The sequence below is a fragment of the Prauserella endophytica genome (assembly GCF_005146945.1).
Lineage (GTDB): Bacteria > Actinomycetota > Actinomycetes > Mycobacteriales > Pseudonocardiaceae > Prauserella_A > Prauserella_A endophytica.
The window spans coordinates 162029-182664 of the sequence record NZ_SWMS01000014.1; the positions used below are offsets into that span (position 1 = coordinate 162029).

The window sequence follows — 20636 nt, forward strand, 5'->3', positions numbered from 1 at the left end:
AATGAGTTCCGGCGAATGGCGGCGCGTGATCAGCACGATCATCGGCGATTCCGTTCTACGCCGTGGCCGCGAGCGCGAACGGGAGCACTGCGGGCGCACCCGCCTGGCGCAACAGGTACGCGGCGACGGTCATGGTCCAGCCCGTGTCCACCACGTCGTCGACGAGGAGGACCGGACCACCGGCCTCCGCCACCGCCGAGCGGAGTTCGGCCGGCAGGGTCAGCCGCCGCCACAGGTCGGCGAGCCGCTGTGCGCTGTTCGCCCGCCGGGGCGGTGGACCCTGGGACTCGATGGCGCCGAGCAGGGGCAGCTTGCCGATCTGGGAGAGCCGGGTTGCCACCTCGCGGACAAGCTGTGGTCGCGTGTGTGAGTCGATCGCCACGACCGCGGCCGGACGTGCCGCCCAGTCCCAGGCCGCGAGCACCGACACGCACGCCTGGAACACCGGATCGGGCAGCGGTCCGTCGGGCGCCTGTGTGCCCACCAGCTCGCGCAGCCGCCCGCCCCAGCCGACGTCGGTGAGCCTGCCGACGACCCGGCCCGGCTCAGCCTGCTCGTCCTTGCCGATCCGGCCGGACAACGCGACATCGAGCGAAGCCATGCCGGTCGGCCATTGGCGGCGTGGCGTGATCTCGACGCCGGGCTTGCTCAACTGCTCGCGGGTGGCTTCCGTGCTCTGCTCGGACACGTCGGTGGACCAGTGCTGTCCGGTGCAGTTGTCACACCGCCCGCACGGTTCCGCGTGCGGGTCGTCCAGCTGCCTGCGCAGGAACTCCATCCGGCAGCCGGGCGTGGCGACGTAGTCCAGCATCGCCCGCTGCTCCGCGGCGCGGGACTGGCGCACGCGGTCGTACCGTTCGGCGTCGTAGTGCCACTCCTGGCCCGTGGCCTCCCATCCGCCGCGCACGCGGCGCACGGCCCCGTCGACGTCGAGCACCTTGAGCACCATCTCCAGCCGTGAGCGGGAGAGCTCCGCCATCGGCTCGATCGCCGCTGTCGACAAAGGACGGTCGGAGTACGCGAGCGCGTTGAGGACCTGGGTCACCCGGTTGCGGTCGGGAAAGGCCAGCGAGCCGAAATAGTTCCAGATCTCCACGTCCTCGCTGCCGGGCAGCAGCACCACCTCGGCGCGCCGGACACCGCGGCCTGCGCGGCCGACCTGCTGGTAGTAGGCGATGGGGGAGGCCGGCGCTCCAAGGTGGACGACGAAGCCGAGGTCCGGCTTGTCGAAGCCCATTCCCAGCGCCGAGGTAGCCACGAGTGCCTTGACCCGGTTGGCGAGCAGGTCGTCCTCGGCGGCCTGCCGGTCGGCGGGGTCGGTCTTGCCGGTGTAGGCGGCCACCGGGTAACCGCGCTCCGCGAGCAGGTTCGCGACATCGTTCGCGGCGGCAACCGTGAGCGTGTAGATGATGCCGGACCCCGGCAGCTCGGCCAGCCGGTCGGCGAGCCAGGCCAGCCGTGCGGCCTCCGTCGGCAACCGCACGACCGCCAGGCGGAGGCTCTCGCGGTCGAGGGAGCCCCGCAGCACCAGGGTGCCGTCGCGATGGCCGATGCCCAGCTGGTCGGCGACGTCGGTGACCACCCTGTCGTTGGCAGTCGCCGTGGTGGCGAGCACGGGCACGCCGTCGGGCAGGTCGCCGATCAGCGTGCGCAGGCGCCGGTAGTCGGGCCGGAAGTCGTGGCCCCAGTCGGAGATGCAGTGCGCCTCGTCGACCACCAGCAGCCCGGCCGACGCGGCGAGCTTGGGCAGCACGGAGTCCCGGAAGTCGGGATTGTTCAGGCGTTCGGGGCTCACCAGGAGCACGTCGACCTCGCCGGCCGCGATCCTCGCCTGCACGTCGTCCCAATCCTGCTGGTTCGCGGAGTTCATCGTGGCGGCGTGGATGCCGGCGCGGGCTGCCGCGGCGATCTGGTTGCGCATCAGGGCGAGCAGCGGCGAGATGATGACCGTCGGCCCCGCGCCGTGCTCGCGCAGGAGTGCGGTGGCGAGGAAGTACACGGCCGACTTTCCCCAGCCGGTGCGCTGCACGACGAGTGCACGGCGCCGGTGGGCGACGAGCGCCTCGATCGCCGTCCACTGGTCCTCGCGAAGGGTCGCGTCAGCGCCGGCGAGTGCCTGCAGCAGGGTCTCGGCCCGCTGACGAAGGGTGTCGATGTCCACGAAAACCAGCTCTACAGCATGGCTCCGACGATGTCTGCCCAGGCCCGGAGCGAACGGAACGCTCACTGCCAGAAATCGGCCTAATGTGACTCGGATCACATCTTGAGGTGGCGTCACGTTCGCGCGGGCGGCAAGTCACACCGGCATGCCAGGCACGCGCGGGGTGTGACTGGCATCCGGTGAAGTCCCCAGATCGCCGGTCTCACCGGTGCGCGCCGCGCGGGTCGGCCCTGGTTCGGGGAGCGGGAGGGCCGACCCCCGCGGCGCGTCTCACCTGGGCGTATAGGGTGGGTCTCCATGTCGCCACGCCGCATCGGTGTCATGGGTGGAACGTTCGACCCGATACACCACGGGCACCTCGTCGCCGCGAGCGAGGTCCAGGCCCGGTTCCACCTCGACGAGGTCATCTTCGTGCCCACGGGCCAGCCCTGGCAGAAGGCCGACCGCGTCGTGTCCAAGGCCGAGGACCGCTATCTCATGACGGTGATCGCCACGGCGTCCAACCCGGTGTTCTCCGTGAGCAGGGTGGACATCGACCGCGGCGGCCAGACGTTCACGATCGACACGCTCAGGGACCTGCAGACGGAGTACCCGGACGACGAGCTCTTCTTCATCACCGGTGCCGACGCGCTCGAGCAGATCCTGACCTGGCGGGACGCGGACGAGCTGTTCAAGTACGCGCACTTCATCGGCGTCACCAGGCCCGGCTATCACCTCGACGACCACCACCTGCCGAGGGGCAAGGTCAGTCTGGTCGAGGTGACGGCCATGGCGATCTCCTCGACCGGCTGCCGCGAGCGGGTCCGGGCGGCGGAGCCCGTCTGGTACCTGGTGCCCGACGGTGTCGTGCGCTACATCGACAAGCGGCGCCTATACAAAGACCCATCGCCCTGACCTGCACCGGAGCATCCTGCAACGCCCGCGGGTACGGAACGGGTACGGTTCATCCAAGCCCACCCACCTCCTCCCCGCCCTCAGCGAACGCGTCGTCCACGATGTTCCGGGTGCGTTCCGTCGCCTCCGGCCACTCGTGGATGTACGTGTTCAACGTGGTCGTCGGGGACGCGTGCCCCAACGCCAACTGAACCGTCTTCACCGAGGAACCTGAGTGGATCAACAGCGTGGCGAAGTAGTGCCGTAGCCCGTGCAGCCCGAACCCCTCGGGGATCCCATACTTGCCGGCGCGCCGCACCGACCGTCGCCACGTGGCACTCCACGTGTTGCGGAAGATCGGGTTCCCTTCCGAGGTCGTGAAGATCAGCCGCGCTTCCCTGCGGTGCGGCTTGCGAGGGTTCAGGTGGTCTTCCAACTCCACCGTTGCCGGCGGGTACTTCTGCATATGCGCCGCCAGATGGTCGGCCACTGTCTTCGGTAGCTCCACGTCTCGGCGGGAGGTCTTCGTCTTCGGCTTGCCGATGTGCAGACCCAACTCCCTGCTGCGGCTGACCTGCTGCCTCACGTACACCTCCCGCTTGAGGAAGTTCACGTGCTCCACCTCGAGGCCGAAGATCTCGGCGGGCCTCAGACCGAGACCCGCAGCGACGTACGGGATGGGTCGGTAGTAGTCCAGCATCTCATCAGCCAGACTCCGGATCTGGGCGACGGTGGGGATGAACCGGTCCTTGCTCTCCGGGGTGGGGCGTTTGATCCCAGAGCAGGGGTTACGGCCGATGATCCGGTCGTCTACGGCATCGGTGAACATCGCCTTCACGTCGACGAACACGACCCCGAACGACGACTCTTCCAACTCCGCGAGGCGCCCTTTCATCCACGCTCTGATGTGCGAGTTGCGGACAGCGCTCATCGCGAGATCGCCGAGGTCAGGGTACACGTGCAGGCGGAACGCACGCTCGACTCGCTCGGCGGTTGAGGGCCGGTGGAGCTGCTGGGTGCGCCAAGTCTCGGCGTACTCTCGCACCGTGGTCTTGCCGGCGTCCAGGTCGACGTACACGCCGCGGGAGATGTCGGCCTTGACGTTGTTCTCGAATGTCTCGGCGTCGGTCTTCTTGTCGAAATGCTCGTTCACCGGCTTGCCGGTGTTCGGGTCCTCGTAGGTGACGCGCCAGCGCTTGCCCCGGCCGTGCCGCTTCGAGGGGAGGGGTCTCTTATCGGGGCCGCGCTTCTTCAGGTACCACAGGTCCTGGGGTGCCATCAGTTTTCGCCTGCTCTCAGAACGCGTTCGGCCTCTGCGGCAACGCTGCTGCTCAGGATCAATCTCTCCAGCCGGTCAAAGCGCGCGATGACAACCTTTTCGCGGCGAACGCAGTTGTAGTGGTCGGTCAGGGCGATCGCCCTAACGTACTTCTGAATGTGGTGGGCGTGGGCGAGCGCGATCGCTGCTACCCACGTAAGAATCGTGCTAGCCAAGACAAGGTCGAATGCGACCTTGGGCCACTGGTCAAAGAGTGCACCCCAAGCGGCAAAGCCGGTTAGCGACGTCGCCGCGATCCCGACAGCCATGATCGTGCGAACCCGCACGGCTGTTACAGATGGCTTGGCGGGTTTGGTGGCGGGCTTGTTGCTCACGGGGATCCTCCCTGTTCAGATGCATCGCACTCTTGGTGTTCTTGCTCGCAACTTCGTTGCGTACCTCAAGTGCGTTAACCCGATCGGGGGGTGACTACCCACCTGGAGCAACGGACGTTTCATTTCCATCTCGCCAGATAACGAGTTGGTCTAGTCGGCGTCATGACGCTGCTCGGCACGCGTCCGCCGCCGCTCCTCCTGCTCCCATGCCCGCTCGCGCACGCTCATCACCCAGCGTATCCAGCGATCACCGGCCCCTGGCTCCACTTCGTCGTAAGCTTCCGCTTCGCGAAAGAGCTCATCGCGGGTCATGGTCAGGATGCGGTTCACGGCCTCCCGCCCGCGGGGCTGCTGCGGGGGGTGTTCCTGCTCCAAGGAGGATCGTGCTGTTCCGGTCGGAAGATCGAATGCGTCGTCGATTGCCGCGACAGTCTTCTTCGCCACGGACTGGCCAGCTTCGATTCGGCGTACCGATCTCACGTCCACGCCCATCCGGTCTGCGAGTTGCCTCTGTGTGATCCTCGCCTTCTGGCGCTCACGGAGGACTAGATCGGCCAGTCTGTTCCAGTTCTTACCGTTCGGCACGCCCTCAGCGTGCCGCTTGGGCCTCCTGTTGTCCACTCGTCGCGGGGGTCTTTTAGCACGTAGGCGGCGCTGCCTGCTGGTGTAGTTCCTCATCGGTGGCACCTCCTGCCCTATGCATTGGACCCTATTCAATCCTGTTCTGTCAACTGGAGCGCGGTAGCGGACAGTAACGGACTTGCTGTCTCTTCGAAACTGTCCTATTCTGTCCGCATGGCAAAGCCCAACGGACCTCACATCCAAGCGGCACGCGAGCGCAAGAAGTGGTCGCGGCGGGAGCTCGCCACGAAGGTCGGCCGCTCCTACGAGTGGGTGTTCAACCTCGAGAAAGAGCACAAGAACACCCCCAGGGAGAAGCTCTACCTCCTCGCCGACGTGCTCGATGTGCCCATCACATACATCGAGCGAGCCGATGAGTTGCGGGAGCCGGCGTGAGCAAGAAGGAGCCCACCTGGCCGGCGCCCACCAAGGGGCCCGAGCCGCCGCGGCCGGTTCCGCCGCCGAGGCCGACCAAGTCTCCGAAGAAGGTGCAGTGACATGGCCGAGCGGCTGCTCACCGTCACCGATCTCGCCGAGTTGCTCAGTGTCTCCAAGGACACCGTCTATTGGCTCAACAAGCGGGGCAAAGGCCCCAAGCGGGTCCGGGTTGGTCGCGAAGTCCGGTACCGCCCTGCGGACGTCGAGGCGTGGCTGAAGAAGAACACGGTCGAACCCGCTGCCTGATCTTCCCCGCCCGGTGTTGTTGAGCCATCCCGAGCAGCCCCAGAGCTCCAACACCGGGCGGGGCGCCCAAACCAAGATCATACCTAGGAGCAGCAATGAGCGAGCTGGATCTCTTCGCCACAGCGGGAGACGGACTGGACTCCTCGCACTTCGGGCTCACCGATGACGGTCGGGCCTACGTTGTCGCGGGCGCACTGGCGAAGGCGCTGCAGCACTCCAACTCGAGGAAGATGCTGCAGATCCTCGACGATGACGAGAAGGGTGTAACCGAGTGTTCCACCCCTGGCGGGAAGCAGGCCGTCAACGTCATCTACGAGGAAGGCATCTGGCGGCTGATCTTCCGCAGCAACCTGCCGTCCGCCCGGACGCTGACGAAGCACGTGACTGCGATCCTGCGCCAGCTTCGTGAGACCGGTGTCGTGGACACCCGCGACAAGCCGATGAGCGAACTTGAGATGGCCCGCAAGTACGTGGCCGCGCTCGAGCGGATTGAGCAGATCGAGCCCGCGGCGAAGTCGTGGGAGCAGCTGTCCGAAGCCGCTGGTGACTACTCGCTGCGTGAGGCGGCGCAGATCTTGGACCGGGATCCGGAGATCAAGACGGGTCAGAACCGGCTCATGAAGTACCTGAAGCACATCGGGAGGGTCGACAAGTCCGGGCGGCCGTACCAGGACCAGGTGGACCTGGAGCGGATCACTGTCCGGACGCGTGACTACTTCAACACGGGGACCCAGCAGCAGGAGTTGACGACCCAGATCCGGATCACGGTGAAGGGCTTGCACGAGTTGCACAAACGAATGGGCGGGACGGGGCCTTTGCTCGTCGTCGCCTGATATGGGCGGCGGGCCGGTGCCGCAAACACCGACCCGCCTAGCCACCGGCACCACTTGGGAATGGAGAGAGTCCGGTGACCAGAGAAAACGATACCGAGCGCGTCAAGATCACGCTCCACAACAAGGACCAGGTGTGGGCCGTGGACCTTCTCCGGGAGAAGGGCTGGCCTTGGGAGAGAGGCGCCGATGGTCGTCACCGCAAGAAGGAGCTCGGGAGCAGCGGGGAGTCAGTCACATGGACGCTCACCTTGGCGTCCGCTGAGGACGACACACTCGAGCTGTACCAGAAGCTCCCGATCGACCCGGAGCCTCACCGTCACCGCCGGCCGTCCTGGGTACGGCGCGCGGCCGCCGCGATCCGGGGGTGGATGCCCTCGCTTCACCTCCCCGAGGCGGTGACGGCATGAGGCACACCTACAGGCCCGGCGATGTCATCCGCATCGAGGCGATCCACATTGAGGAGGGCATCGACTTCCACGGATGTGAATGCACCGTGGGCACCTGTCTCTATGGGCGGGATGTCACCGACCTGATCCTCACGGAGCACAAGACCGGGTTGACGCTGCTGGCCACTTCGGACGAAGTGAGCTTCGTGCGGAATGGGTCGGTGTGGTCATGAAGACGCTGCGTCGTACCGCCCTCGCGGTGGTTGTCGTGTTCTGCGCCGCGTGTATCGGTCTCAGCCTGTTCGCTTTGGGGTTCCACACGTGGCTGGTGATCCCATGAACAGCCGGGAGAAGGTGCTGTCTCTGCTGGAGCAGGCAGCCGCGCTTCTTGAGGAAGCACACAAGGAAGCCACGCAGCTGGAGTCGGGGAAAGCCATCACGGACTACCTCCAGACGAAGCGGGATCTCAGTAACTACCGCCACGACTTTGAGGAGTGAGTGATGGGCATCTTCGGTTCTTTCGAGAAGGCGAACAAGACGATCGAGAAGGCGCAGCGGGAGATCGATGAGATGCGCCGGGAAAGGGCCAGGGAGCAGGACGAGTTGGCGAGGCGCCGCCAGGAGAAGCAGCAGAAGGGTGGCCGGAGATGAGTCGCCTGCAGATCCAGGCCTGGGTGTACGCGTACGGACGCCACGACCAGGCTGCCCGGCCCCACGAGGGGATCGTGCCTTCCGCTGTGTTCGCGGCAGCCGTGGAGGAGCGCAACGCCACTATCGCTGAGTTCCCCGAGATCTACCGGGAGCTGGCGCAGAGGCGTGGCGCCGCGCAGTGCGCTGGGGGTGCAGCGTGAAGACAGTGCAGACCTACAAGTGCGCTGGCGAGGCTGGGCGTCCTGAGGCTTATGCGCTGGTGCAGCGGGATCAGTCGAATCGGCATCACGTGGCGATTCGTATCCCGCCGTACATGTTGTCGGCGCAGGAAGCGCACATGTTCGCCGACCACATCGCGATGATCATCCGTTCCGCTTCGCACAAGTGCGCGGCCCTCAACCAGCCGGCGGTGCCCCGATGAACCTCTTCTTCCGCCTCGTGGGGTGGGCGCTTCGCCGCATCGAGGCCATGCACGAAGGCGGCCAGTGCAAGGCGATCAGCGCATGGTCCGACGGGGTCATCACGGAATGCCAGCTCACCTCGGGGCATTCGGGGCCTCACAAGGACGACCGGAAGCACGTGCTCAACCCGGGGAGGGACTTCTGATGGAGCACATCTCCCCCGAGGACGCTCAGAAGATCACCCACGGCATCATGTTCGGCTCCGAGCAAAGTCCGACACCGTGTGAACTGGACCCCTCCGTCACTGACGTGTTCCTCGGGATTGACCCCGTACTGAGGCGCCTCTTCGGGTTCGTGCCACTGCATGTGCGCGAGCTGATCGCTCGCGAGACCGTCCGGCACGTGGTGGAGTTCCGCGCCGAAAGAGGTGGGTCATGAACGTCCCCGTTCTGGTCGCGCTCGGTCTGATCGCTGTTGTCGGATTGGGTGCCCTGGCCATCAAGTCTCAGCGTCTCGCCGAGCAGGTGGACGACTCCCACGTCGGGTTTGACGACTTGCGGGAGGTCATGACCTCAGATGACGAGGACGTGATCCGGAAGCAGTGGGCCAGTAACAGGTGGTCCGCTGAGGCGGAGCGGTATGTGCGCCAGAACCCGAGACACAGGGAGGCGTCATGAGCTGGCCCATCGTCGGCATGTTCCTCGGCTGCCTCGCCCTGATCCTCGCCGGACAGCACAACGTGCCCGGCCGTGTCTACCGCTACTTCAAGAGGAGGAACCGCCAGTGAAGCGTGGAACCAGGGTCACTGTTCTGGCGGTGATCCCCCAGCCCGCGGACGAGCTCGTCGAGTTGCTTGATGCGTGGCGGGCCGACATCAACTCCGAACCATTCCCGGAGGCCCTGGATGGCTAACAATGGCCTGGGGGACTGGCTGAACACCCCGGAGCTGTCCCTCTCCTGCCCCCGCTGCGGTAAGCGCGCGGCGATGGACGTGTTCGAGCACGCGTGCAGGTGGCGCTGCTGCGGGTTCGAGCGCGCCTTGCCCGCCCTGCATGGCGGGCTGGGTTGGCGGGGTGAGTGCAAGGTCTGCGCTGAACGGCATTCGAAGCAGGTGGCCGCGTGACCCTGGTCGTCACCACCTATGAGCCTCCGTGCCCCGTGTGTGACGGGGCAGGCAGGAAGGCCCTGTGGGCAAAGGTGATCCTCCCCGACGAACCCCCAGGGTTGGCGAAGGTCGCCGAGATCCCGTGCCCCGTGTGCACCTCTACCCAACCGTTCCAAGAGATCGTGGAGCTACTGAAGTGACCGACAAACCGCCAGTGCACGAGGCCCTGAGTGCCGTCATGGACGACGTGCGCGCCGTGCGGAAGGACTCGCGCAACGCCGATCAGGGCTACGTCTTTCGTGGCATCGACTCCGTGGTGAACGCTGTGGGGCCGTCGTTGCGGAAGCACGGTGTGGTGCCGGTGCCCATGCTCGAGCACGCCTCCTACCGGGATGTGCAGACCTCCCGCGGCAAGCCATCGCGTGAGGTGACTGTCCAGGTGCGCTACCGGTTCTACGGGCCTGCCGGCGACTTCATCGACACCGTGGTTCCGGGTGAGGCGATGGATTTCGGGGACAAGGGGACCGCGAAGGCCATGTCCGTGGCGATGCGGATCGCGTTGCTGCAGGCGCTGGCGCTGCCCACCGACGAGCCGGATGCGGACTCGCAAACCTACGAGCGTGCGGTACCGGTGAACCGCGAGGCCGCCCCGTCCCCGACGAAGGTGTTGCGGCAGAAGATCAGCGACCTGTCCTCCGAGAAGGGCTGGGACGTCGCTGAGGTGTCGAAGTACTTCGTGGAGCTGTACAAGGTCCCGTCGACGAGCGCCAGCGAGAAGCAGCTCTCGGAGTTCCTGGACCTGTTAACCGCTGACGGTCTGCCCGTACCGGCTGAGGCAGGTGCGGAGTGACCTGCAAGAAACCGCGCTGCACCCGGTCGCCCCGTACTCGGGGCTACTGCGAGCAGCACTACCGGCAGATGATCCGCATGGGGTTCTTCGGGTATGTCGACGCCTTCCCATCCCAAGAGCATGTGGCGAAGTTGCGGGCGCTGGGGTGGACGTACGAGCAGATCGGGGAAGCCGCGGGGCTGTCGATGAGGCAGGCGTGGGACCTCGACCACAAGACGTTCAAGAGGGTCCTCCGCCCGACCGAGAAGCGGGTGCTGTCCATCCCGCTGACGCCTGCGGTGTCCCACCGTGGGGCTGACGCGACAGGAACGATGCGGCGCGTTCAAGCCCTCCAGTGGATGGGGTGGCCCCTGACCGTCATAGGCCCGAGGGTGGGGTTGCAGCCCTACACGCTGTCCACGTTGCGTTCTCGCGGTGAGCCGGTGTCGTGGAGGGTGCGGAACGCGGTCGCCGACTTGTACGAGGAGTTGTCTCACCTGTCGGGTCCTTCGCGGTGCGCCGCGGGGAGAGCTCGGGCACGCGGCTACGTCCCACCGTTGGCGTGGGACGACGACACCATCGATGACCCCGATGCGGAGCCGAACCTGGGTGGCGAGTCGGAGTCGTCTCGCCGTGAGCGTGCTGTCGAGGAGTACAAGCACCTCTCTCCGATGCTGTCGGATGTCGAGATCGCCCGAAAGCTGGGGATCACGCTTCCGACCCTCCGGGATTACGTGCGGTACCGGGGGAGGCGGCGTGAAGGCGAAGCAGATCCCGAAGCGTGTGAAGGACCGCGTCAAGGAACGCTCAGGCGGAATCTGCGAGGCACGCGTCGCGTGCCAGGGCGCGCAGGCGGTCCAGATACACCACCGCCGCCCCCGGGGCATGGGAGGCAGCAGGGTTCCGGGGACGAACGAGGCGTCGAACCTGCTGCACCTGTGCCTGGAATGCCACCTGTGGGTCGAGAAACACCGCCTCGACGCGGCCGACAACGGCTGGCTCCTGAAGCAGGAACAAGACCCCACCAAGGTGTCGGCGGTGATCGGGGAATCCCGCTGGCGGCTCGATGATAACGGCGACTATCTCCCCCTCGCCTACGAGGAGTGGCAGGACTGGAAGGGCTGCTACCGCAAACGCGGCTTCAAGAACAAGTCGGTGGCGGTGGCGTGGATCCGGCGGAATGAGTGGAGGTACATCCCGCAGGAGCCGTACCAGTGCCCCACATGCGGGATGTGGCATCTCACCTCTCGGGAGGCGTCATGAGTGACCAAGAGGATTGGCGCGAGTTCGCCCTCTGCCGGGAGGTGGACACCGAACTGTTCTTTCCTGAGAAGGGGAACAACGACACCGGTCCGGCGAAGCGGATCTGCAATGCGTGTGAGGTGCAGGACGAGTGCCTGCGGGAGGCGATGACTGAGTCGCGCATGTACGGGATCTGGGGCGGGACCACGGAGCGGGAGCGCCGGCAGTTGAAGAACCGGGGGGCCGTGGCGTGATCCCCGTCGAACTGTTGGACAAGGCGGTGATGGTCGGCACCCTCACGGGTGTCGCCGAACCAGATCAGGTGGTGTCTCTGCTGCTGCCGTGGATCCGTGACGACCCAGCCGCGGCGGCGCAGGTGATGGTCGCCCTCGCTGATCTGGACAAGCTGATGCGGGACGCTCACGCCGCCTACAACCGGGGCGACCGGTCAGATTCGGTCGATGAGCTGGAGCGGCGATACCAGGCCGCGAGGAAGGCGAAGAACCGGCCGTACCTGGCGCTGCAGAAGCGCAAGCAAGACGAGGGGGCTGCCTGATGGCGCGGATGCGGTACGTGAAGCCCGAGACGTGGACCGACAGCAACATGATCAAGCTGTCGCCGTTCGCGCGTCTGCTGTTCATCGGGTCGTGGAACTTCGCGATGTGCGACAACGGGCATCTGCCGGACGATCCGCAGCAGCTGAAGCTGCAGGTGCTGCCCGCGGACAACGTGGACGCGGTGGCGTTGGTGGACGAGTTGGTCGACAACGGGCGTCTGGTGCGGGTGGAGGGCGCGGACGGCCGGATCTACCTGCAGGTGAAGAGGTTGTCGCGGCATCAGAAGGTGGACAAGCGGTGGACTCCGCGGTGTCCGGCGTGTGGCACGGAGCAGTCCAACACTCAACCGTCCTCTCCGGAACTCTCCGGAACTCCCCGAGACTCTCCCGAACTCTCCGACTCTCTACCAAAAACACCCAAGGAGGGGAGGGGAGGGGATAGGAGAGGAGGGGAAGGGAGGGGAGAGATCCCCCCACCCCCACGCTGCCCACAGCATGTGGACAAACCATCTTCAGGTCCGTGCGGTCAGTGCAAGGAACACCGCATCGCGCGGGAGAAGTGGGACTCGGACAACGCCGAGCGCGTCAAGGCCGAGCGGGTGGCTATCCACGCCTGCCGCCTGTGTGACGGGGAGGGCTGGCGCTGGCACCCCGAAGGGAAACACCGCGGCGTGCTCTCCGAGCGCTGTGACCACCGACCCGTGTGGAGGGTGTCCTAGCGATGAGGTCGTGGGAGGCGCGCCGCAAGCACGCGAGCGAGGCATGGCTGGAGGAACGCAACTCCGCCGAGCGAGTCGACTGCCCCGCCTGCGGTGCCCCTGCAGGCAGCACTTGCACCCACCCCGACGGTGTCCCCCTCGGCGCCTCCCCAGCACACAGCGAACGAATCACCGCCGCCGACAAGGCGGCCAAGAAGACCAAGGAGAACCAGGAATGAGCCTCTGCTTCATCGACACCGAGACGACCGGCGTGCACCCCGACCGGCAGGTGTGGGAGATCGCCATGATCCGCGACGAGCCCGGCTACGGCGAGGCGTCGTTCTTCGTCGACGTGGACCTGTCCAACGCTGACCCGTTCGGGCTGAAGGTGGGCGGCTTCTACGAGCGGCACCCGCAGGGAAGGTTCCTGTCGGCGCGCACGCACGTCGACGAGCGTTTCCCGGACCCGTTCGACCCGATCGCCCGCGCCAAGTACCAGACAAGGGACGAAGCAGCTGAGACAGTCGCCCGCTGGACCCACGGCTGCCATCTCGTCGGCGCCGTCCCGGACTTCGACGCCCGCACCCTCGACCCGCTGCTGCGGAAGCACGGCCTCATCCCCGCGTGGCACTACCACCTCATCGACATCGAGGCGATGGCCGCCGGGTGGCTGCTGCGCGCCGCGAACGCCCTATACGACCGCTCCGAAGGTGCCGACGACATCGTGCAGCGAGCGCAGGACATGCGCGACACCGCCCTCGCGCCGTGGAAGTCCGACGATCTCGCCCGCGCCTGTGGCGTGGAGCCGCCGTCGGAGGAGGAGCGTCACACGGCTCTCGGTGATGCCCGTTGGGTGAAGCGCTGGTACGAGGCGATCACCGGCGGTGGCGACAGATGAGCGACGACGACCTCGAAGCCCTGGAGCAGTCGATCGCCACAGAGTACGACGGATGGCTGTGCGGCGCGTTCTTCCGCGGCATGCGTACCGAGGGCTGGAACCGGTGGCGCTGCACCAAGCCGAACGGCCACCCAGGGCGCCACTGGTGCGAGTACGACAGCGAGCCCGAGTCATGACACCGGACAGCGCCCCTCGACCCGTCTCAGCCCATTTCAGGGTCGTCACCGTCACGGACGTGACCTGCCAGTGGTGCGAGCAGGGAGCCCAGTTCGAATCTCCCGAGCGCGCCTCCCGGTGGAAGGACGAGCACTTCGAGGACACCGGCCACGACGGCAAGTGGTTCGAGGTCACCCACACCAAGCAGATCCCCATCCGTTCGAGGCGTCTCAAGTCGGATGTGGCTAACGACCTGTTCCGGAGGACGGGATGACCTACAACCCGAGACCGTGCCCGTGGTGCGGGCAGCTGGCTGACCCGTCTCACCCGTCGTCGTGCCCGAAGAAACCGAAAGGCGCCTGATGACCTTCCTAGACGAACAGGACAACACCATGACACCGAAGACGTACCGAAAGAAGCCCGTCGAAATCCAGGCCATGCGGTGGGACGGAACCGCGGAAGGTGCGAGCCTGATCATCGACTGGGTTCTCGCCAACGGCGGAACCGCCACCTACCTCTGCGCCAACGTCGAGAGGTGCGCGGCCAACGACCACGACTCTCCGCACTGGGTCGCCATCGAGACGCTGGAAGGGCGCATGTGCGCCAGTCTCGGCGATTTCGTCATCCAGGGCGTGAAGGGCGAGTTCTATCCGTGCAAGCCAGACGTGTTCCAGAAGTCCTACGAGCTGGTGGAGGAGCAGTGACTAAGGTGAATCCAACTTGTGGCGACTGCGGTGAGGTCAAGGATCGCTCTGAGTTCTACGTAGATCGCAAGCGCGCCAACGGCCTCCACACCTACTGCAAGGACTGTTGCAAGGTGCGGGCCAAGCGTCGGTATGCCGAGGACCCTGAGGGTCACAAAGAGCGGCACCGCAAGTGGGTCGAGAAGAATAGCGACCGGGTGCGCCTGCACAAGCTCAAGTCCACCTACGGGGTCAGTGCCGAGGAGTACCTGGCGCTGCCACAAGTTTGCGTCATCTGCGGGGCGACCGAACGCCTTCGTCTCGATCACAGCCATCAGTCGGGCCGCGTGCGAGGACTACTCTGCGACCCCTGCAACAAGGGACTCGGATTCTTCGGCGACAACCCGACATTCCTGCTGCGCGCCGCCGAATACGTGCTGGGCGTGGCCAAGCCGGACATCTTCGAGGCCACGTACGACGAGGTTCGTGTTGAGCGTGAGCGGGGACAGGCATGAGCGGGCTGAGCTTCTACCTCGCGATTGAGTGCCAGAACTGCGACGAGACTGTCCACTACGGCCCCAACCTGTCGTTCCACGACGACCACCGGGGTCTGCCGGTCATCTACGCCGACATGACCTCGCAGGTCAATTTCCACTGCGACCACTGTGGGGCCGACAACTACACGGGTGACTTCCACGACCAGATTCTCTGCGAGGGCGGCGACGACCAAGACGAGGACGAGGAAGACGACGGGGACGAGCCTGCTAGGGGTGTGTTGTGACCCAGGACCCCCGACCGTACGAAGACCTCCGACGCGAGATCGAGATCCTTCTGGTTGAGTTCAACTCGGTGGCCTCGGAGCGGATCGTCGCTGACGAGATCGTGAACCGCATCGTCGGCCCCGAACTGGACAAGCTTCGGGAAGGCGGCGCGAAGCTGCTGGCAATATCCGAGCAGTTCCAGGCCGAGCGGGATGAGGCTCGTGCTGAGGCCGACCGCCTCCGCGGTGCGCTCGCGAACGGCGCCGCCGAGGTTGTTCAGCTCCGCCGCGAACTCGCGGACGAGGGACACGCTCACGGGCTGACGAAGTACTCGCTGGAGTCGGACCTTGCCGAGGCTCGTGCTCGTCTTTCCGAGGTACAGCAGCGGTACCAGCTGGCTAGCGAGGACTCCGATCGGATCGCGCGTGCCGCGACGCAGGTTGAGGTTGACCTTCGCCGCCGGCTCTCCGAGGTACAGCAGCAGCTACAGCGGGCACGCGCCAGCTACATCGATGACGCTAAGACCCGGTTCGTGAACGACCGCGAGGGCCACTACCGCGAGCACGAGCTGGACGAGGTCGACGCCGCCGCTGGCGCTGAGTTTGACCGCCACACCTCTCCTGTGGTTGACGACAAGGACGGTCAGTCGTGACCCCGTGCCTGCCTCACTGCCTTGGCGATCTGACGGATGCGTTCCCGGGTGTATCCGGTGATGCGGACGAGTTCGACCTGGGGGATGCCGTCGTCGAGGTCGTCCACGATCGCTTGGTGGAGGGCGGCGATGGCTTCCTCGTCGCGGGCCTTGGTCTTTTGCCGTCGGGCGTGGGCGGCGAGGGTGCGGGGTTTCTGGTCGGTCATGACGCTGATTGTCTCAAACATGGTTGGCCTATGCCAAGTGGCGTTGACATGCCAAATACGTTTGGCATAGACTGAGCCCATCAACCCCACTGGACCAGGAGAAACCCCATGATCGCGACCTACCGGCACCTCGGCATCACCGACGAGTGCGTGACGTGCGAGGCATGCGGCAAACCCAACCTCCGCTCCACCGTGGTCCTCGGAATCCTCGACACCGACGGCAACGTGGAAGGCACCGTGTACTACGGCTCCAGCTGCGCCGCCCGCGCCCTCGGTGCCCGCAGCAGCCGCGATGTCCTCGCCCGCGCCCGCGCCGCCCACCGCAAAACCGTTGCCGCCGCTGACCTCGCCCGCGACTTCTTCACCAGATACGACCTGCCCGAAGACGGGACGATCACAACCAAGGAGCTGATCAAGGCGGCGTGCAAGATCGCCCCCGATAACCGGCACGTGTGTGTGGACTACGACTCCAGCATCGAAACCACGATGGATCTGATCGCGCTTCACCGGCGCGCCCTTGCTGACGCCAACCTCATCTCTGGGGAGTCCCGATGACCAAGCAGATGCCAATCGATGGCACCGAGCCGCTGACCGAGGTCGTTGACGGCGACACCTACATCGAGGTGCTGTTGCGTCGGCAGGCTGCGTGGTTGGGCGCTCGCTCGGGTGGAGCTGTGGTGCCGAAGTTTCCGCCGCCGCTGGAGTACTTCGTGCGGGCAGCCGACGAGCCGTACGTGCGATTGCCCGAACCGACTCCGGCACCGAAGCGGACCCCGAAGCCCCGCCAGTACCGGTCGGTGGAGTCGCTGCGGGCCGAACTGGCAGACATCGAGCAGCGCATGGAGATGGTGGCTGGACGCTCGGACACCGGTGACCGTGCCGCAGCGAACCTGTCACCGGTCGCACGGTCGCGCACCGCTGCTCGGGCTGGCCGGCGCCGGTTCGCTGCGATGGACCGGGACCTGGAGACCTACGCCCGACTGGCTCACCGCCGTGACGCGCTCAAAGGTCGTATCGCGCGGGCAGAGGCCCGCGAACAGAAAGAGAGAACCACAACATGACCAACCCGAGAACCCGAGGCAATGTCAACCCGGAGCGCGCGGGGGACCTCGCTGAAATCGAAGGCGCCTTGGCACAAGCCGGCGTGTCGTTCGAGTTCGGGTGTGACCACGACCCCGACCAGTGCCACGAGAATTTCCAGGCCGGGTATGGCGACTGCTGCGCCACCTGCGCCCACTGAGCGAGGGGAGTCCCGATGACCAAGCAAATGCCCCACCGCCCGAGGAGTCTTCCCGTGACTGACCAGACAGCACAGTACCCGGACGAGACAATCGCAGCGTCGATCGATTGGAACCCGACCTGCCTGCCCGGCCAGGAGCAAGTCACCATCGTCCGCCAGATTCGCGAGTTCCTTGCTCGCGGGCTCGCCGCTGCTGGCCTGCTCCGCACCGAGCCGAGCGCCGCGAGCGAGCTCGACGACGCGGCCGAGCAGATCTCCGCACAGGGCCAGCAGCTCAACGAGATGGGCGACGCGCTCGCTGATCTCAAGGCCCGCATCGACAAGGCGATCGGCGAATGCGACCGGGCGGAATGGTCGCGCGAGGTGTCCAGCCCAGAGTGCCATGCGTGGGTAACGGCCGTCCGCAAGGCTCTGGCTTCTCCTGCCCCATCCCAACCAGAACCCGCACAGCCGAAACCAGGCGACCGTGTGCGGCACTACAAGCTGAAGCACCGCGAGGGCACTGTGAGCGGTGACCGCCCCCAGAGCCCGAAGGCCATCTACGTGCGCTGGGATGACAACCCAAACCGGAAGCTGCCGATGCTGATCAGCGCTGTCGAGGTGATTGAATCCACCCCGCCCCAGGACGAGACCACCGAATGGACACCGAAGCACGGTGATCAGGTCACAGGGCGACACAAGGGCGAGTGGATCACCGGGCCGTATGCCGGTGAACTCAGCGATGGACGGCCAATCATCGGGCCGCAGAGGCACGTTGGGAGTGTCTGTGATGCGGGCTCTCTCCGCCCTGTGCGGGACATCGAGGAGGACCAGACCGATGCCTGAGGTCAAGGTCACCGAGTTGACCGAGCACGACGTGCGGCACAAGATCGGCCGCCTGCGCGCAGAACTCCGGGACTCCCTTCAGACGCGCACACCGCAGGAGATCGCCGAAGACCTGGCGATGTACCTGTTCCTTCGCGATGGCACACACGCAGATGTCGACGAGCTGATCGCATCAGCCCTGGAACCCGAGGAGCCCGCAGATGACTGAGGTACCGCAGGAAGCGTGGGAGGCCGCCCACCGAGCTTATGTCTCTCGGGGCAACCGGCAGCACGGCAAGTTTGCTGCCGCCATCAACGCAGCCGCCCCGTTCATCCGTGCCGCCGCACTGGAGGAGGCAGCGGAGGTGATCGCGAACCGGATCACGAACGTTGCGGACGTGGAAGAGGAGGCAGCGGACGAGGCATACAGCGACGCGATGGCGGTCCTGTACACGCTCGCCCGCAAGTCTCGTGGGACCACAGAGCAGGAGGAGGGGAAGTGAGCCGGCGACTGCGCAGGGGGGATCGGGTCATCATCGAGGACGGCCCGGAGGCAAGGGAGTACTCCGTCGTGGGTGCTACTGGCGTTCTGCGGGCGGTGGATCGGTCTCGCCGTAACGAGGGGCTGCCGTTCAAGGTCCAGGTCGATGGCATGTCGTCTGTGTTGTGGGTGGAGTCGGTTCGTCTCGCTGTTCCCTCCGAGGGGGGAGAAGACCATGCCTAGGGAGTACACGATCAGCCTGGCGTGCGCGGAGCCAGGCTGCCGCGAACGCAGCCTCACCATCGCCAACACTCGTGCTGAAGAGAGGGAAATCCGCCAGCGGTACGCGAGGAGCCCGTACAAGTGCACCCGTCACCTCAAGCCTGATGAGGTGCTGTCGGCCGAGAATCTGTCGCGTACGACGGTCCTGGTCGCCGGTAAGTCGGAGCGGTGGCCGGACATGCCGGAGCTTTTCTGGAACGGCACCAGGGGGTTCCGCCACGGCCCGGGTTTCAAGGCGTACGCGAACGATTTCCCACCCGGTACACGGCTGGTTGTCACTGCACGTATCGAGCTTCCCGAGGGGGGAGAAGACCAGTGAGCAACCCGAAGCCTGGCGAAGTCTGGCAGCTGATGGTGCACCCTGCTGCGACCGATGGCCTGCTGGCCTTCCTTTCCTCTCGCGGGTTGGAGCTGGTGCGCTACCCGGGCGACGGGAACGACTTACCGACGTATGCCCTGTCGCCTTCCGAGGACCTGAAGGAGCCGAAGCAGTGAGCACCACTCAGGAACTCCGCGGCCGCATGAACTACCTATACGAGCACGATGGCAAGTCTGAGACTTACCTGACGAACGCTCTGGACGCCGTTCTCCACTACGCCGACCAGCTGGACGAGCTGGCCCTTAGCCCCCACTTCGGCCCGGAGGTTCAGCACCAGTTCAAGCAGACGGCGTCCAACATCCGCCACAAGATCGACCGGGAGCTTCCGGGGGTGTCGGAGTGAGCCAGGAAACCGAGCGGCTGGTTGCTGCGGCGGCGGCGTCGCTGTGCCCGGATGAGCGGTACAGGCAGCAAGCCTTTGACGACGCCCGTGCCGCCACGGTGGCCGTCATCCGAGAGCTGGCCCGTACAGCGCCGCTGATCGGAGACGCGCCAGCGCCGGTCGCGTGGACCGCCGTTGCCCTGAACGACCTGATCGACGAGATTGAGGAGAAGGCATGAGCAAGCAGTTCGAGATCACCGTGACCGCGACCGTTGCCTACAAGCCCAACGCGGAGCACTACCCCGAGGGGTCGTCGTGGGACGACATGCTGGAGATGGACATCGCGGCGGCTGACGACAACCCATTCTTCTTCATGGACCAGGAAGAGACGGAGTGGTCGGTAGAGGGCGAGATCCAGTCGTTCGATGAGGCGGAGGTGAAGGCGTGAGCGAGAGACGTATGTGGAAGCCCGGCGACCCGCCACTGACGGACGGCGTGTGGGAGGACAGCCGGGGTTGGTATCTGCACTGCGCCGACAACGACTGGGTGTGGTCGGAGCACCGGGATTGGTACTACGCCAGTGAAGGTGGGGCGTGGGGCTCGTTTGAGGCTGCTGTTACTGCGGCGGGCGGGCCGCTTCGGGAGGTGGTGCCCAGTGAGCGACATCGCCCGCGAGATTGAGGAGAAGGCATGAGCGACACAGTGAAGTTCCGCTACTCATCGTTCAAGGACATCAACTTCCGGGGCGAGGTCGATTCCGGGATTCCCCGCGAGGAGTGGGAGGACTACTCGTACAAGGAGAAGGGCGAGGCATACGTGGAGATGCTGCACGAGTTGGTAGAGCTAGTGGAGGTCAAGCCGTGAGCGACATCGAGAAGGCGATAGAGAAGGCACCCAAGGTGCTGCCGAGGGCGGTCGCTGCTGCCGTTCTGGCTGCGTTCGACGACAAGTGGCAGCCCGGTTTCCACGAGGCGCTGGCTGCTGAGGTTCTGTCTCTGTCCACCCAGGAGGCACTGTCATGATTTCCGTGTAAGCCACGGATGATGTGTTTCTTATCTTAGTGGAGTGGTATGCGGTTG

44 protein-coding genes are annotated in these 20636 nt (G+C 65.7%); 39 read left to right on the forward strand and 5 right to left on the reverse strand.

Features of this window, described 5'->3' with window-relative positions; genetic code table 11:
* Positions 1-55: 55 nt before the first annotated feature.
* Positions 56-2161, reverse strand: coding sequence for a RecQ family ATP-dependent DNA helicase (locus FCN18_RS24210; protein WP_137096144.1), 2106 nt, complete (start codon positions 2159-2161; stop codon positions 56-58).
* Between the two features lie 297 nt (positions 2162-2458).
* Here FCN18_RS24210 and nadD point away from each other — a divergent pair, with 297 nt between their 5' ends.
* The gene (nadD, locus tag FCN18_RS24215) at positions 2459-3055 is read left to right on the forward strand and encodes a nicotinate-nucleotide adenylyltransferase (RefSeq protein ID WP_137096145.1); all 597 of its coding nucleotides are present in this window, start codon (positions 2459-2461) and stop codon (positions 3053-3055) included.
* Between the two features lie 49 nt (positions 3056-3104).
* Here nadD and FCN18_RS24220 read toward each other — a convergent pair whose 3' ends face one another.
* The 3 genes from FCN18_RS24220 to FCN18_RS24230 form a co-directional block, all read right to left on the reverse strand.
* Positions 3105-4313: a site-specific integrase gene (locus FCN18_RS24220; RefSeq protein WP_137096146.1), complete on the reverse strand. Its 1209-nt coding sequence runs from the start codon at positions 4311-4313 to the stop codon at positions 3105-3107.
* Positions 4313-4687, reverse strand: a complete 375-nt coding sequence (locus FCN18_RS24225) for a hypothetical protein (protein WP_137096147.1) — start codon at positions 4685-4687, stop codon at positions 4313-4315. The genes FCN18_RS24220 and FCN18_RS24225 overlap by 1 nt, the downstream gene beginning before the upstream one ends.
* A 150-nt stretch (positions 4688-4837) precedes the next feature.
* A complete protein-coding gene (locus FCN18_RS24230) occupies positions 4838-5272 on the reverse strand; it encodes a helix-turn-helix domain-containing protein (protein WP_158303161.1) in 435 nt (144 codons plus the stop codon).
* A gap of 210 nt (positions 5273-5482) precedes the next feature.
* Between FCN18_RS24230 and FCN18_RS24235 the strand changes: the two genes are divergently transcribed.
* The 25 genes from FCN18_RS24235 to FCN18_RS24345 all read left to right on the forward strand — a co-directional run bounded on the left by FCN18_RS24235 (position 5483) and on the right by FCN18_RS24345 (position 15843).
* A complete protein-coding gene (locus FCN18_RS24235; protein ID WP_137096149.1) occupies positions 5483-5704 on the forward strand; it encodes a helix-turn-helix domain-containing protein in 222 nt (73 codons plus the stop codon).
* Positions 5705-5806: 102 nt separating this feature from the next.
* On the forward strand, positions 5807-5992 hold the full coding sequence (locus FCN18_RS24240) for a helix-turn-helix transcriptional regulator (RefSeq protein WP_137096150.1): 186 nt from the start codon (positions 5807-5809) through the stop codon (positions 5990-5992).
* A gap of 95 nt (positions 5993-6087) precedes the next feature.
* On the forward strand, positions 6088-6825 hold the full coding sequence (locus FCN18_RS24245; RefSeq protein ID WP_137096151.1) for a phage antirepressor: 738 nt from the start codon (positions 6088-6090) through the stop codon (positions 6823-6825).
* A 74-nt stretch (positions 6826-6899) separates the two neighbouring features.
* Entirely contained in the window at positions 6900-7232 is a 333-nt protein-coding gene (locus FCN18_RS24250; RefSeq protein ID WP_137096152.1) for a hypothetical protein, read from the forward strand.
* Positions 7229-7444 carry a hypothetical protein gene (locus FCN18_RS24255; RefSeq protein WP_137096153.1) on the forward strand — a complete coding sequence of 72 codons (216 nt, stop codon included), beginning with the start codon at positions 7229-7231 and terminating at the stop codon, positions 7442-7444. Before FCN18_RS24250 ends, FCN18_RS24255 begins: the two co-directional genes overlap by 4 nt.
* Before the next feature lie 103 nt (positions 7445-7547).
* On the forward strand, positions 7548-7709 hold the full coding sequence (locus tag FCN18_RS39200) for a hypothetical protein (RefSeq protein WP_158303162.1): 162 nt from the start codon (positions 7548-7550) through the stop codon (positions 7707-7709).
* A gap of 3 nt (positions 7710-7712) precedes the next feature.
* Positions 7713-7862 (forward strand): hypothetical protein, encoded by a 150-nt coding sequence (locus tag FCN18_RS39205; RefSeq protein WP_158303163.1) that lies wholly within the window; start codon positions 7713-7715, stop codon positions 7860-7862.
* A gap of 205 nt (positions 7863-8067) precedes the next feature.
* The gene (locus FCN18_RS24260) at positions 8068-8283 is read left to right on the forward strand and encodes a hypothetical protein (RefSeq protein ID WP_137096154.1); all 216 of its coding nucleotides are present in this window, start codon (positions 8068-8070) and stop codon (positions 8281-8283) included.
* Positions 8280-8468: a hypothetical protein gene (locus tag FCN18_RS24265; protein WP_137096155.1), complete on the forward strand. Its 189-nt coding sequence runs from the start codon at positions 8280-8282 to the stop codon at positions 8466-8468. The genes FCN18_RS24260 and FCN18_RS24265 overlap by 4 nt, the downstream gene beginning before the upstream one ends.
* Positions 8468-8701 (forward strand): hypothetical protein, encoded by a 234-nt coding sequence (locus tag FCN18_RS24270; RefSeq protein WP_137096156.1) that lies wholly within the window; start codon positions 8468-8470, stop codon positions 8699-8701. The genes FCN18_RS24265 and FCN18_RS24270 overlap by 1 nt, the downstream gene beginning before the upstream one ends.
* The gene (locus FCN18_RS24275; RefSeq protein ID WP_137096157.1) at positions 8698-8940 is read left to right on the forward strand and encodes a hypothetical protein; all 243 of its coding nucleotides are present in this window, start codon (positions 8698-8700) and stop codon (positions 8938-8940) included. The genes FCN18_RS24270 and FCN18_RS24275 overlap by 4 nt, the downstream gene beginning before the upstream one ends.
* Before the next feature lie 227 nt (positions 8941-9167).
* Positions 9168-9386 carry a hypothetical protein gene (locus FCN18_RS24280; protein ID WP_137096158.1) on the forward strand — a complete coding sequence of 73 codons (219 nt, stop codon included), beginning with the start codon at positions 9168-9170 and terminating at the stop codon, positions 9384-9386.
* Between the two features lie 178 nt (positions 9387-9564).
* Complete coding sequence (locus tag FCN18_RS24285) at positions 9565-10218, forward strand: ERF family protein (protein ID WP_137096159.1); 654 nt, start codon at positions 9565-9567, stop codon at positions 10216-10218.
* Between the two features lie 735 nt (positions 10219-10953).
* Positions 10954-11460 (forward strand): hypothetical protein, encoded by a 507-nt coding sequence (locus tag FCN18_RS24290; RefSeq protein ID WP_137096160.1) that lies wholly within the window; start codon positions 10954-10956, stop codon positions 11458-11460.
* A complete protein-coding gene (locus FCN18_RS24295; protein WP_170200589.1) occupies positions 11457-11693 on the forward strand; it encodes a WhiB family transcriptional regulator in 237 nt (78 codons plus the stop codon). Before FCN18_RS24290 ends, FCN18_RS24295 begins: the two co-directional genes overlap by 4 nt.
* Complete coding sequence (locus tag FCN18_RS24300; RefSeq protein WP_137096162.1) at positions 11690-11995, forward strand: hypothetical protein; 306 nt, start codon at positions 11690-11692, stop codon at positions 11993-11995. The genes FCN18_RS24295 and FCN18_RS24300 overlap by 4 nt, the downstream gene beginning before the upstream one ends.
* Positions 11995-12714, forward strand: a complete 720-nt coding sequence (locus FCN18_RS24305) for a hypothetical protein (RefSeq protein ID WP_137096163.1) — start codon at positions 11995-11997, stop codon at positions 12712-12714. The genes FCN18_RS24300 and FCN18_RS24305 overlap by 1 nt, the downstream gene beginning before the upstream one ends.
* Positions 12715-12716: 2 nt before the next feature.
* The gene (locus FCN18_RS24310; RefSeq protein ID WP_137096164.1) at positions 12717-12932 is read left to right on the forward strand and encodes a zinc finger domain-containing protein; all 216 of its coding nucleotides are present in this window, start codon (positions 12717-12719) and stop codon (positions 12930-12932) included.
* A complete protein-coding gene (locus tag FCN18_RS24315) occupies positions 12929-13591 on the forward strand; it encodes a hypothetical protein (RefSeq protein WP_137096165.1) in 663 nt (220 codons plus the stop codon). The genes FCN18_RS24310 and FCN18_RS24315 overlap by 4 nt, the downstream gene beginning before the upstream one ends.
* Positions 13588-13767: a hypothetical protein gene (locus FCN18_RS24320; RefSeq protein WP_137096166.1), complete on the forward strand. Its 180-nt coding sequence runs from the start codon at positions 13588-13590 to the stop codon at positions 13765-13767. The genes FCN18_RS24315 and FCN18_RS24320 overlap by 4 nt, the downstream gene beginning before the upstream one ends.
* Positions 13764-14021 carry a hypothetical protein gene (locus tag FCN18_RS24325; RefSeq protein ID WP_137096167.1) on the forward strand — a complete coding sequence of 86 codons (258 nt, stop codon included), beginning with the start codon at positions 13764-13766 and terminating at the stop codon, positions 14019-14021. The genes FCN18_RS24320 and FCN18_RS24325 overlap by 4 nt, the downstream gene beginning before the upstream one ends.
* A gap of 88 nt (positions 14022-14109) precedes the next feature.
* Positions 14110-14451 carry a hypothetical protein gene (locus tag FCN18_RS24330; protein WP_206077979.1) on the forward strand — a complete coding sequence of 114 codons (342 nt, stop codon included), beginning with the start codon at positions 14110-14112 and terminating at the stop codon, positions 14449-14451.
* Positions 14448-14945 (forward strand): endonuclease VII domain-containing protein, encoded by a 498-nt coding sequence (locus tag FCN18_RS24335; RefSeq protein WP_158303164.1) that lies wholly within the window; start codon positions 14448-14450, stop codon positions 14943-14945. Before FCN18_RS24330 ends, FCN18_RS24335 begins: the two co-directional genes overlap by 4 nt.
* Positions 14942-15211: a hypothetical protein gene (locus tag FCN18_RS24340; protein WP_137096169.1), complete on the forward strand. Its 270-nt coding sequence runs from the start codon at positions 14942-14944 to the stop codon at positions 15209-15211. Before FCN18_RS24335 ends, FCN18_RS24340 begins: the two co-directional genes overlap by 4 nt.
* On the forward strand, positions 15208-15843 hold the full coding sequence (locus FCN18_RS24345; protein ID WP_137096170.1) for a hypothetical protein: 636 nt from the start codon (positions 15208-15210) through the stop codon (positions 15841-15843). Before FCN18_RS24340 ends, FCN18_RS24345 begins: the two co-directional genes overlap by 4 nt.
* On the opposite strand, the gene FCN18_RS24350 is transcribed toward FCN18_RS24345, so the two are convergent.
* A complete protein-coding gene (locus FCN18_RS24350) occupies positions 15834-16049 on the reverse strand; it encodes a hypothetical protein (protein WP_137096171.1) in 216 nt (71 codons plus the stop codon). The genes FCN18_RS24345 and FCN18_RS24350 overlap by 10 nt on opposite strands.
* Before the next feature lie 108 nt (positions 16050-16157).
* On the opposite strand from FCN18_RS24350, the gene FCN18_RS24355 reads away from it, so the two are divergent.
* The 13 genes from FCN18_RS24355 to FCN18_RS39215 all read left to right on the forward strand — a co-directional run bounded on the left by FCN18_RS24355 (position 16158) and on the right by FCN18_RS39215 (position 20579).
* Positions 16158-16604, forward strand: coding sequence for a hypothetical protein (locus tag FCN18_RS24355; RefSeq protein WP_137096172.1), 447 nt, complete (start codon positions 16158-16160; stop codon positions 16602-16604).
* Positions 16601-17110, forward strand: a complete 510-nt coding sequence (locus FCN18_RS24360) for a hypothetical protein (protein WP_137096173.1) — start codon at positions 16601-16603, stop codon at positions 17108-17110. The genes FCN18_RS24355 and FCN18_RS24360 overlap by 4 nt, the downstream gene beginning before the upstream one ends.
* Positions 17107-17289: a hypothetical protein gene (locus tag FCN18_RS24365; protein ID WP_137096174.1), complete on the forward strand. Its 183-nt coding sequence runs from the start codon at positions 17107-17109 to the stop codon at positions 17287-17289. Before FCN18_RS24360 ends, FCN18_RS24365 begins: the two co-directional genes overlap by 4 nt.
* 54 nt (positions 17290-17343) lie before the next feature.
* A complete protein-coding gene (locus FCN18_RS24370; protein WP_137096175.1) occupies positions 17344-18114 on the forward strand; it encodes a hypothetical protein in 771 nt (256 codons plus the stop codon).
* Positions 18107-18322 (forward strand): hypothetical protein, encoded by a 216-nt coding sequence (locus FCN18_RS24375; RefSeq protein WP_137096176.1) that lies wholly within the window; start codon positions 18107-18109, stop codon positions 18320-18322. The genes FCN18_RS24370 and FCN18_RS24375 overlap by 8 nt, the downstream gene beginning before the upstream one ends.
* On the forward strand, positions 18315-18596 hold the full coding sequence (locus FCN18_RS24380) for a hypothetical protein (RefSeq protein ID WP_137096177.1): 282 nt from the start codon (positions 18315-18317) through the stop codon (positions 18594-18596). The genes FCN18_RS24375 and FCN18_RS24380 overlap by 8 nt, the downstream gene beginning before the upstream one ends.
* A gap of 213 nt (positions 18597-18809) precedes the next feature.
* Positions 18810-19175, forward strand: coding sequence for a hypothetical protein (locus FCN18_RS24385; protein ID WP_137096178.1), 366 nt, complete (start codon positions 18810-18812; stop codon positions 19173-19175).
* Positions 19172-19351, forward strand: a complete 180-nt coding sequence (locus FCN18_RS24390; protein ID WP_137096179.1) for a hypothetical protein — start codon at positions 19172-19174, stop codon at positions 19349-19351. The genes FCN18_RS24385 and FCN18_RS24390 overlap by 4 nt, the downstream gene beginning before the upstream one ends.
* A complete protein-coding gene (locus tag FCN18_RS24395) occupies positions 19348-19578 on the forward strand; it encodes a hypothetical protein (RefSeq protein WP_137096180.1) in 231 nt (76 codons plus the stop codon). Before FCN18_RS24390 ends, FCN18_RS24395 begins: the two co-directional genes overlap by 4 nt.
* Entirely contained in the window at positions 19575-19796 is a 222-nt protein-coding gene (locus tag FCN18_RS24400) for a hypothetical protein (protein WP_137096181.1), read from the forward strand. Before FCN18_RS24395 ends, FCN18_RS24400 begins: the two co-directional genes overlap by 4 nt.
* A complete protein-coding gene (locus tag FCN18_RS24405; RefSeq protein ID WP_137096182.1) occupies positions 19793-20005 on the forward strand; it encodes a hypothetical protein in 213 nt (70 codons plus the stop codon). Before FCN18_RS24400 ends, FCN18_RS24405 begins: the two co-directional genes overlap by 4 nt.
* 242 nt (positions 20006-20247) lie before the next feature.
* Positions 20248-20421: a hypothetical protein gene (locus FCN18_RS39210; protein ID WP_158303165.1), complete on the forward strand. Its 174-nt coding sequence runs from the start codon at positions 20248-20250 to the stop codon at positions 20419-20421.
* Entirely contained in the window at positions 20418-20579 is a 162-nt protein-coding gene (locus tag FCN18_RS39215) for a hypothetical protein (RefSeq protein ID WP_158303166.1), read from the forward strand. The genes FCN18_RS39210 and FCN18_RS39215 overlap by 4 nt, the downstream gene beginning before the upstream one ends.
* The last annotated feature ends 57 nt before the right edge of the window (positions 20580-20636 follow it).

Bases quoted from the DNA above. Each gene is read 5' to 3' on its own strand.
- FCN18_RS39200 (WP_158303162.1), top strand. From the start codon at position 7,548: ATGAACAGCCGGGAGAAGGTGCTGTCTCTGCTGGAGCAGGCAGCCGCG.
- FCN18_RS24275 (WP_137096157.1), top strand. From the start codon at position 8,698: ATGAACGTCCCCGTTCTGGTCGCGCTCGGTCTGATCGCTGTTGTCGGA.
- FCN18_RS24350 (WP_137096171.1), bottom strand. From the start codon at position 16,049: ATGACCGACCAGAAACCCCGCACCCTCGCCGCCCACGCCCGACGGCAA.
- FCN18_RS24280 (WP_137096158.1), top strand. From the start codon at position 9,168: ATGGCTAACAATGGCCTGGGGGACTGGCTGAACACCCCGGAGCTGTCC.
- FCN18_RS24355 (WP_137096172.1), top strand. From the start codon at position 16,158: ATGATCGCGACCTACCGGCACCTCGGCATCACCGACGAGTGCGTGACG.
- FCN18_RS24310 (WP_137096164.1), top strand. From the start codon at position 12,717: ATGAGGTCGTGGGAGGCGCGCCGCAAGCACGCGAGCGAGGCATGGCTG.
- FCN18_RS24240 (WP_137096150.1), top strand. From the start codon at position 5,807: ATGGCCGAGCGGCTGCTCACCGTCACCGATCTCGCCGAGTTGCTCAGT.
- FCN18_RS24375 (WP_137096176.1), top strand. From the start codon at position 18,107: ATGCCTGAGGTCAAGGTCACCGAGTTGACCGAGCACGACGTGCGGCAC.
- FCN18_RS24365 (WP_137096174.1), top strand. From the start codon at position 17,107: ATGACCAACCCGAGAACCCGAGGCAATGTCAACCCGGAGCGCGCGGGG.
- FCN18_RS24340 (WP_137096169.1), top strand. From the start codon at position 14,942: ATGAGCGGGCTGAGCTTCTACCTCGCGATTGAGTGCCAGAACTGCGAC.
- FCN18_RS39210 (WP_158303165.1), top strand. From the start codon at position 20,248: ATGAGCGACACAGTGAAGTTCCGCTACTCATCGTTCAAGGACATCAAC.
- FCN18_RS24305 (WP_137096163.1), top strand. From the start codon at position 11,995: ATGGCGCGGATGCGGTACGTGAAGCCCGAGACGTGGACCGACAGCAAC.
- FCN18_RS24325 (WP_137096167.1), top strand. From the start codon at position 13,764: ATGACACCGGACAGCGCCCCTCGACCCGTCTCAGCCCATTTCAGGGTC.
- FCN18_RS24405 (WP_137096182.1), top strand. From the start codon at position 19,793: ATGAGCAAGCAGTTCGAGATCACCGTGACCGCGACCGTTGCCTACAAG.
- FCN18_RS24235 (WP_137096149.1), top strand. From the start codon at position 5,483: ATGGCAAAGCCCAACGGACCTCACATCCAAGCGGCACGCGAGCGCAAG.
- FCN18_RS24315 (WP_137096165.1), top strand. From the start codon at position 12,929: ATGAGCCTCTGCTTCATCGACACCGAGACGACCGGCGTGCACCCCGAC.
- FCN18_RS24380 (WP_137096177.1), top strand. From the start codon at position 18,315: ATGACTGAGGTACCGCAGGAAGCGTGGGAGGCCGCCCACCGAGCTTAT.
- FCN18_RS24265 (WP_137096155.1), top strand. From the start codon at position 8,280: ATGAACCTCTTCTTCCGCCTCGTGGGGTGGGCGCTTCGCCGCATCGAG.
- FCN18_RS24270 (WP_137096156.1), top strand. From the start codon at position 8,468: ATGGAGCACATCTCCCCCGAGGACGCTCAGAAGATCACCCACGGCATC.
- FCN18_RS24320 (WP_137096166.1), top strand. From the start codon at position 13,588: ATGAGCGACGACGACCTCGAAGCCCTGGAGCAGTCGATCGCCACAGAG.
- FCN18_RS24220 (WP_137096146.1), bottom strand. From the start codon at position 4,313: ATGGCACCCCAGGACCTGTGGTACCTGAAGAAGCGCGGCCCCGATAAG.
- FCN18_RS24295 (WP_170200589.1), top strand. From the start codon at position 11,457: ATGAGTGACCAAGAGGATTGGCGCGAGTTCGCCCTCTGCCGGGAGGTG.
- FCN18_RS39205 (WP_158303163.1), top strand. From the start codon at position 7,713: ATGGGCATCTTCGGTTCTTTCGAGAAGGCGAACAAGACGATCGAGAAG.
- nadD (WP_137096145.1), top strand. From the start codon at position 2,459: ATGTCGCCACGCCGCATCGGTGTCATGGGTGGAACGTTCGACCCGATA.
- FCN18_RS24330 (WP_206077979.1), top strand. From the start codon at position 14,110: ATGACCTTCCTAGACGAACAGGACAACACCATGACACCGAAGACGTAC.
- FCN18_RS24245 (WP_137096151.1), top strand. From the start codon at position 6,088: ATGAGCGAGCTGGATCTCTTCGCCACAGCGGGAGACGGACTGGACTCC.
- FCN18_RS24360 (WP_137096173.1), top strand. From the start codon at position 16,601: ATGACCAAGCAGATGCCAATCGATGGCACCGAGCCGCTGACCGAGGTC.
- FCN18_RS24255 (WP_137096153.1), top strand. From the start codon at position 7,229: ATGAGGCACACCTACAGGCCCGGCGATGTCATCCGCATCGAGGCGATC.
- FCN18_RS24385 (WP_137096178.1), top strand. From the start codon at position 18,810: ATGCCTAGGGAGTACACGATCAGCCTGGCGTGCGCGGAGCCAGGCTGC.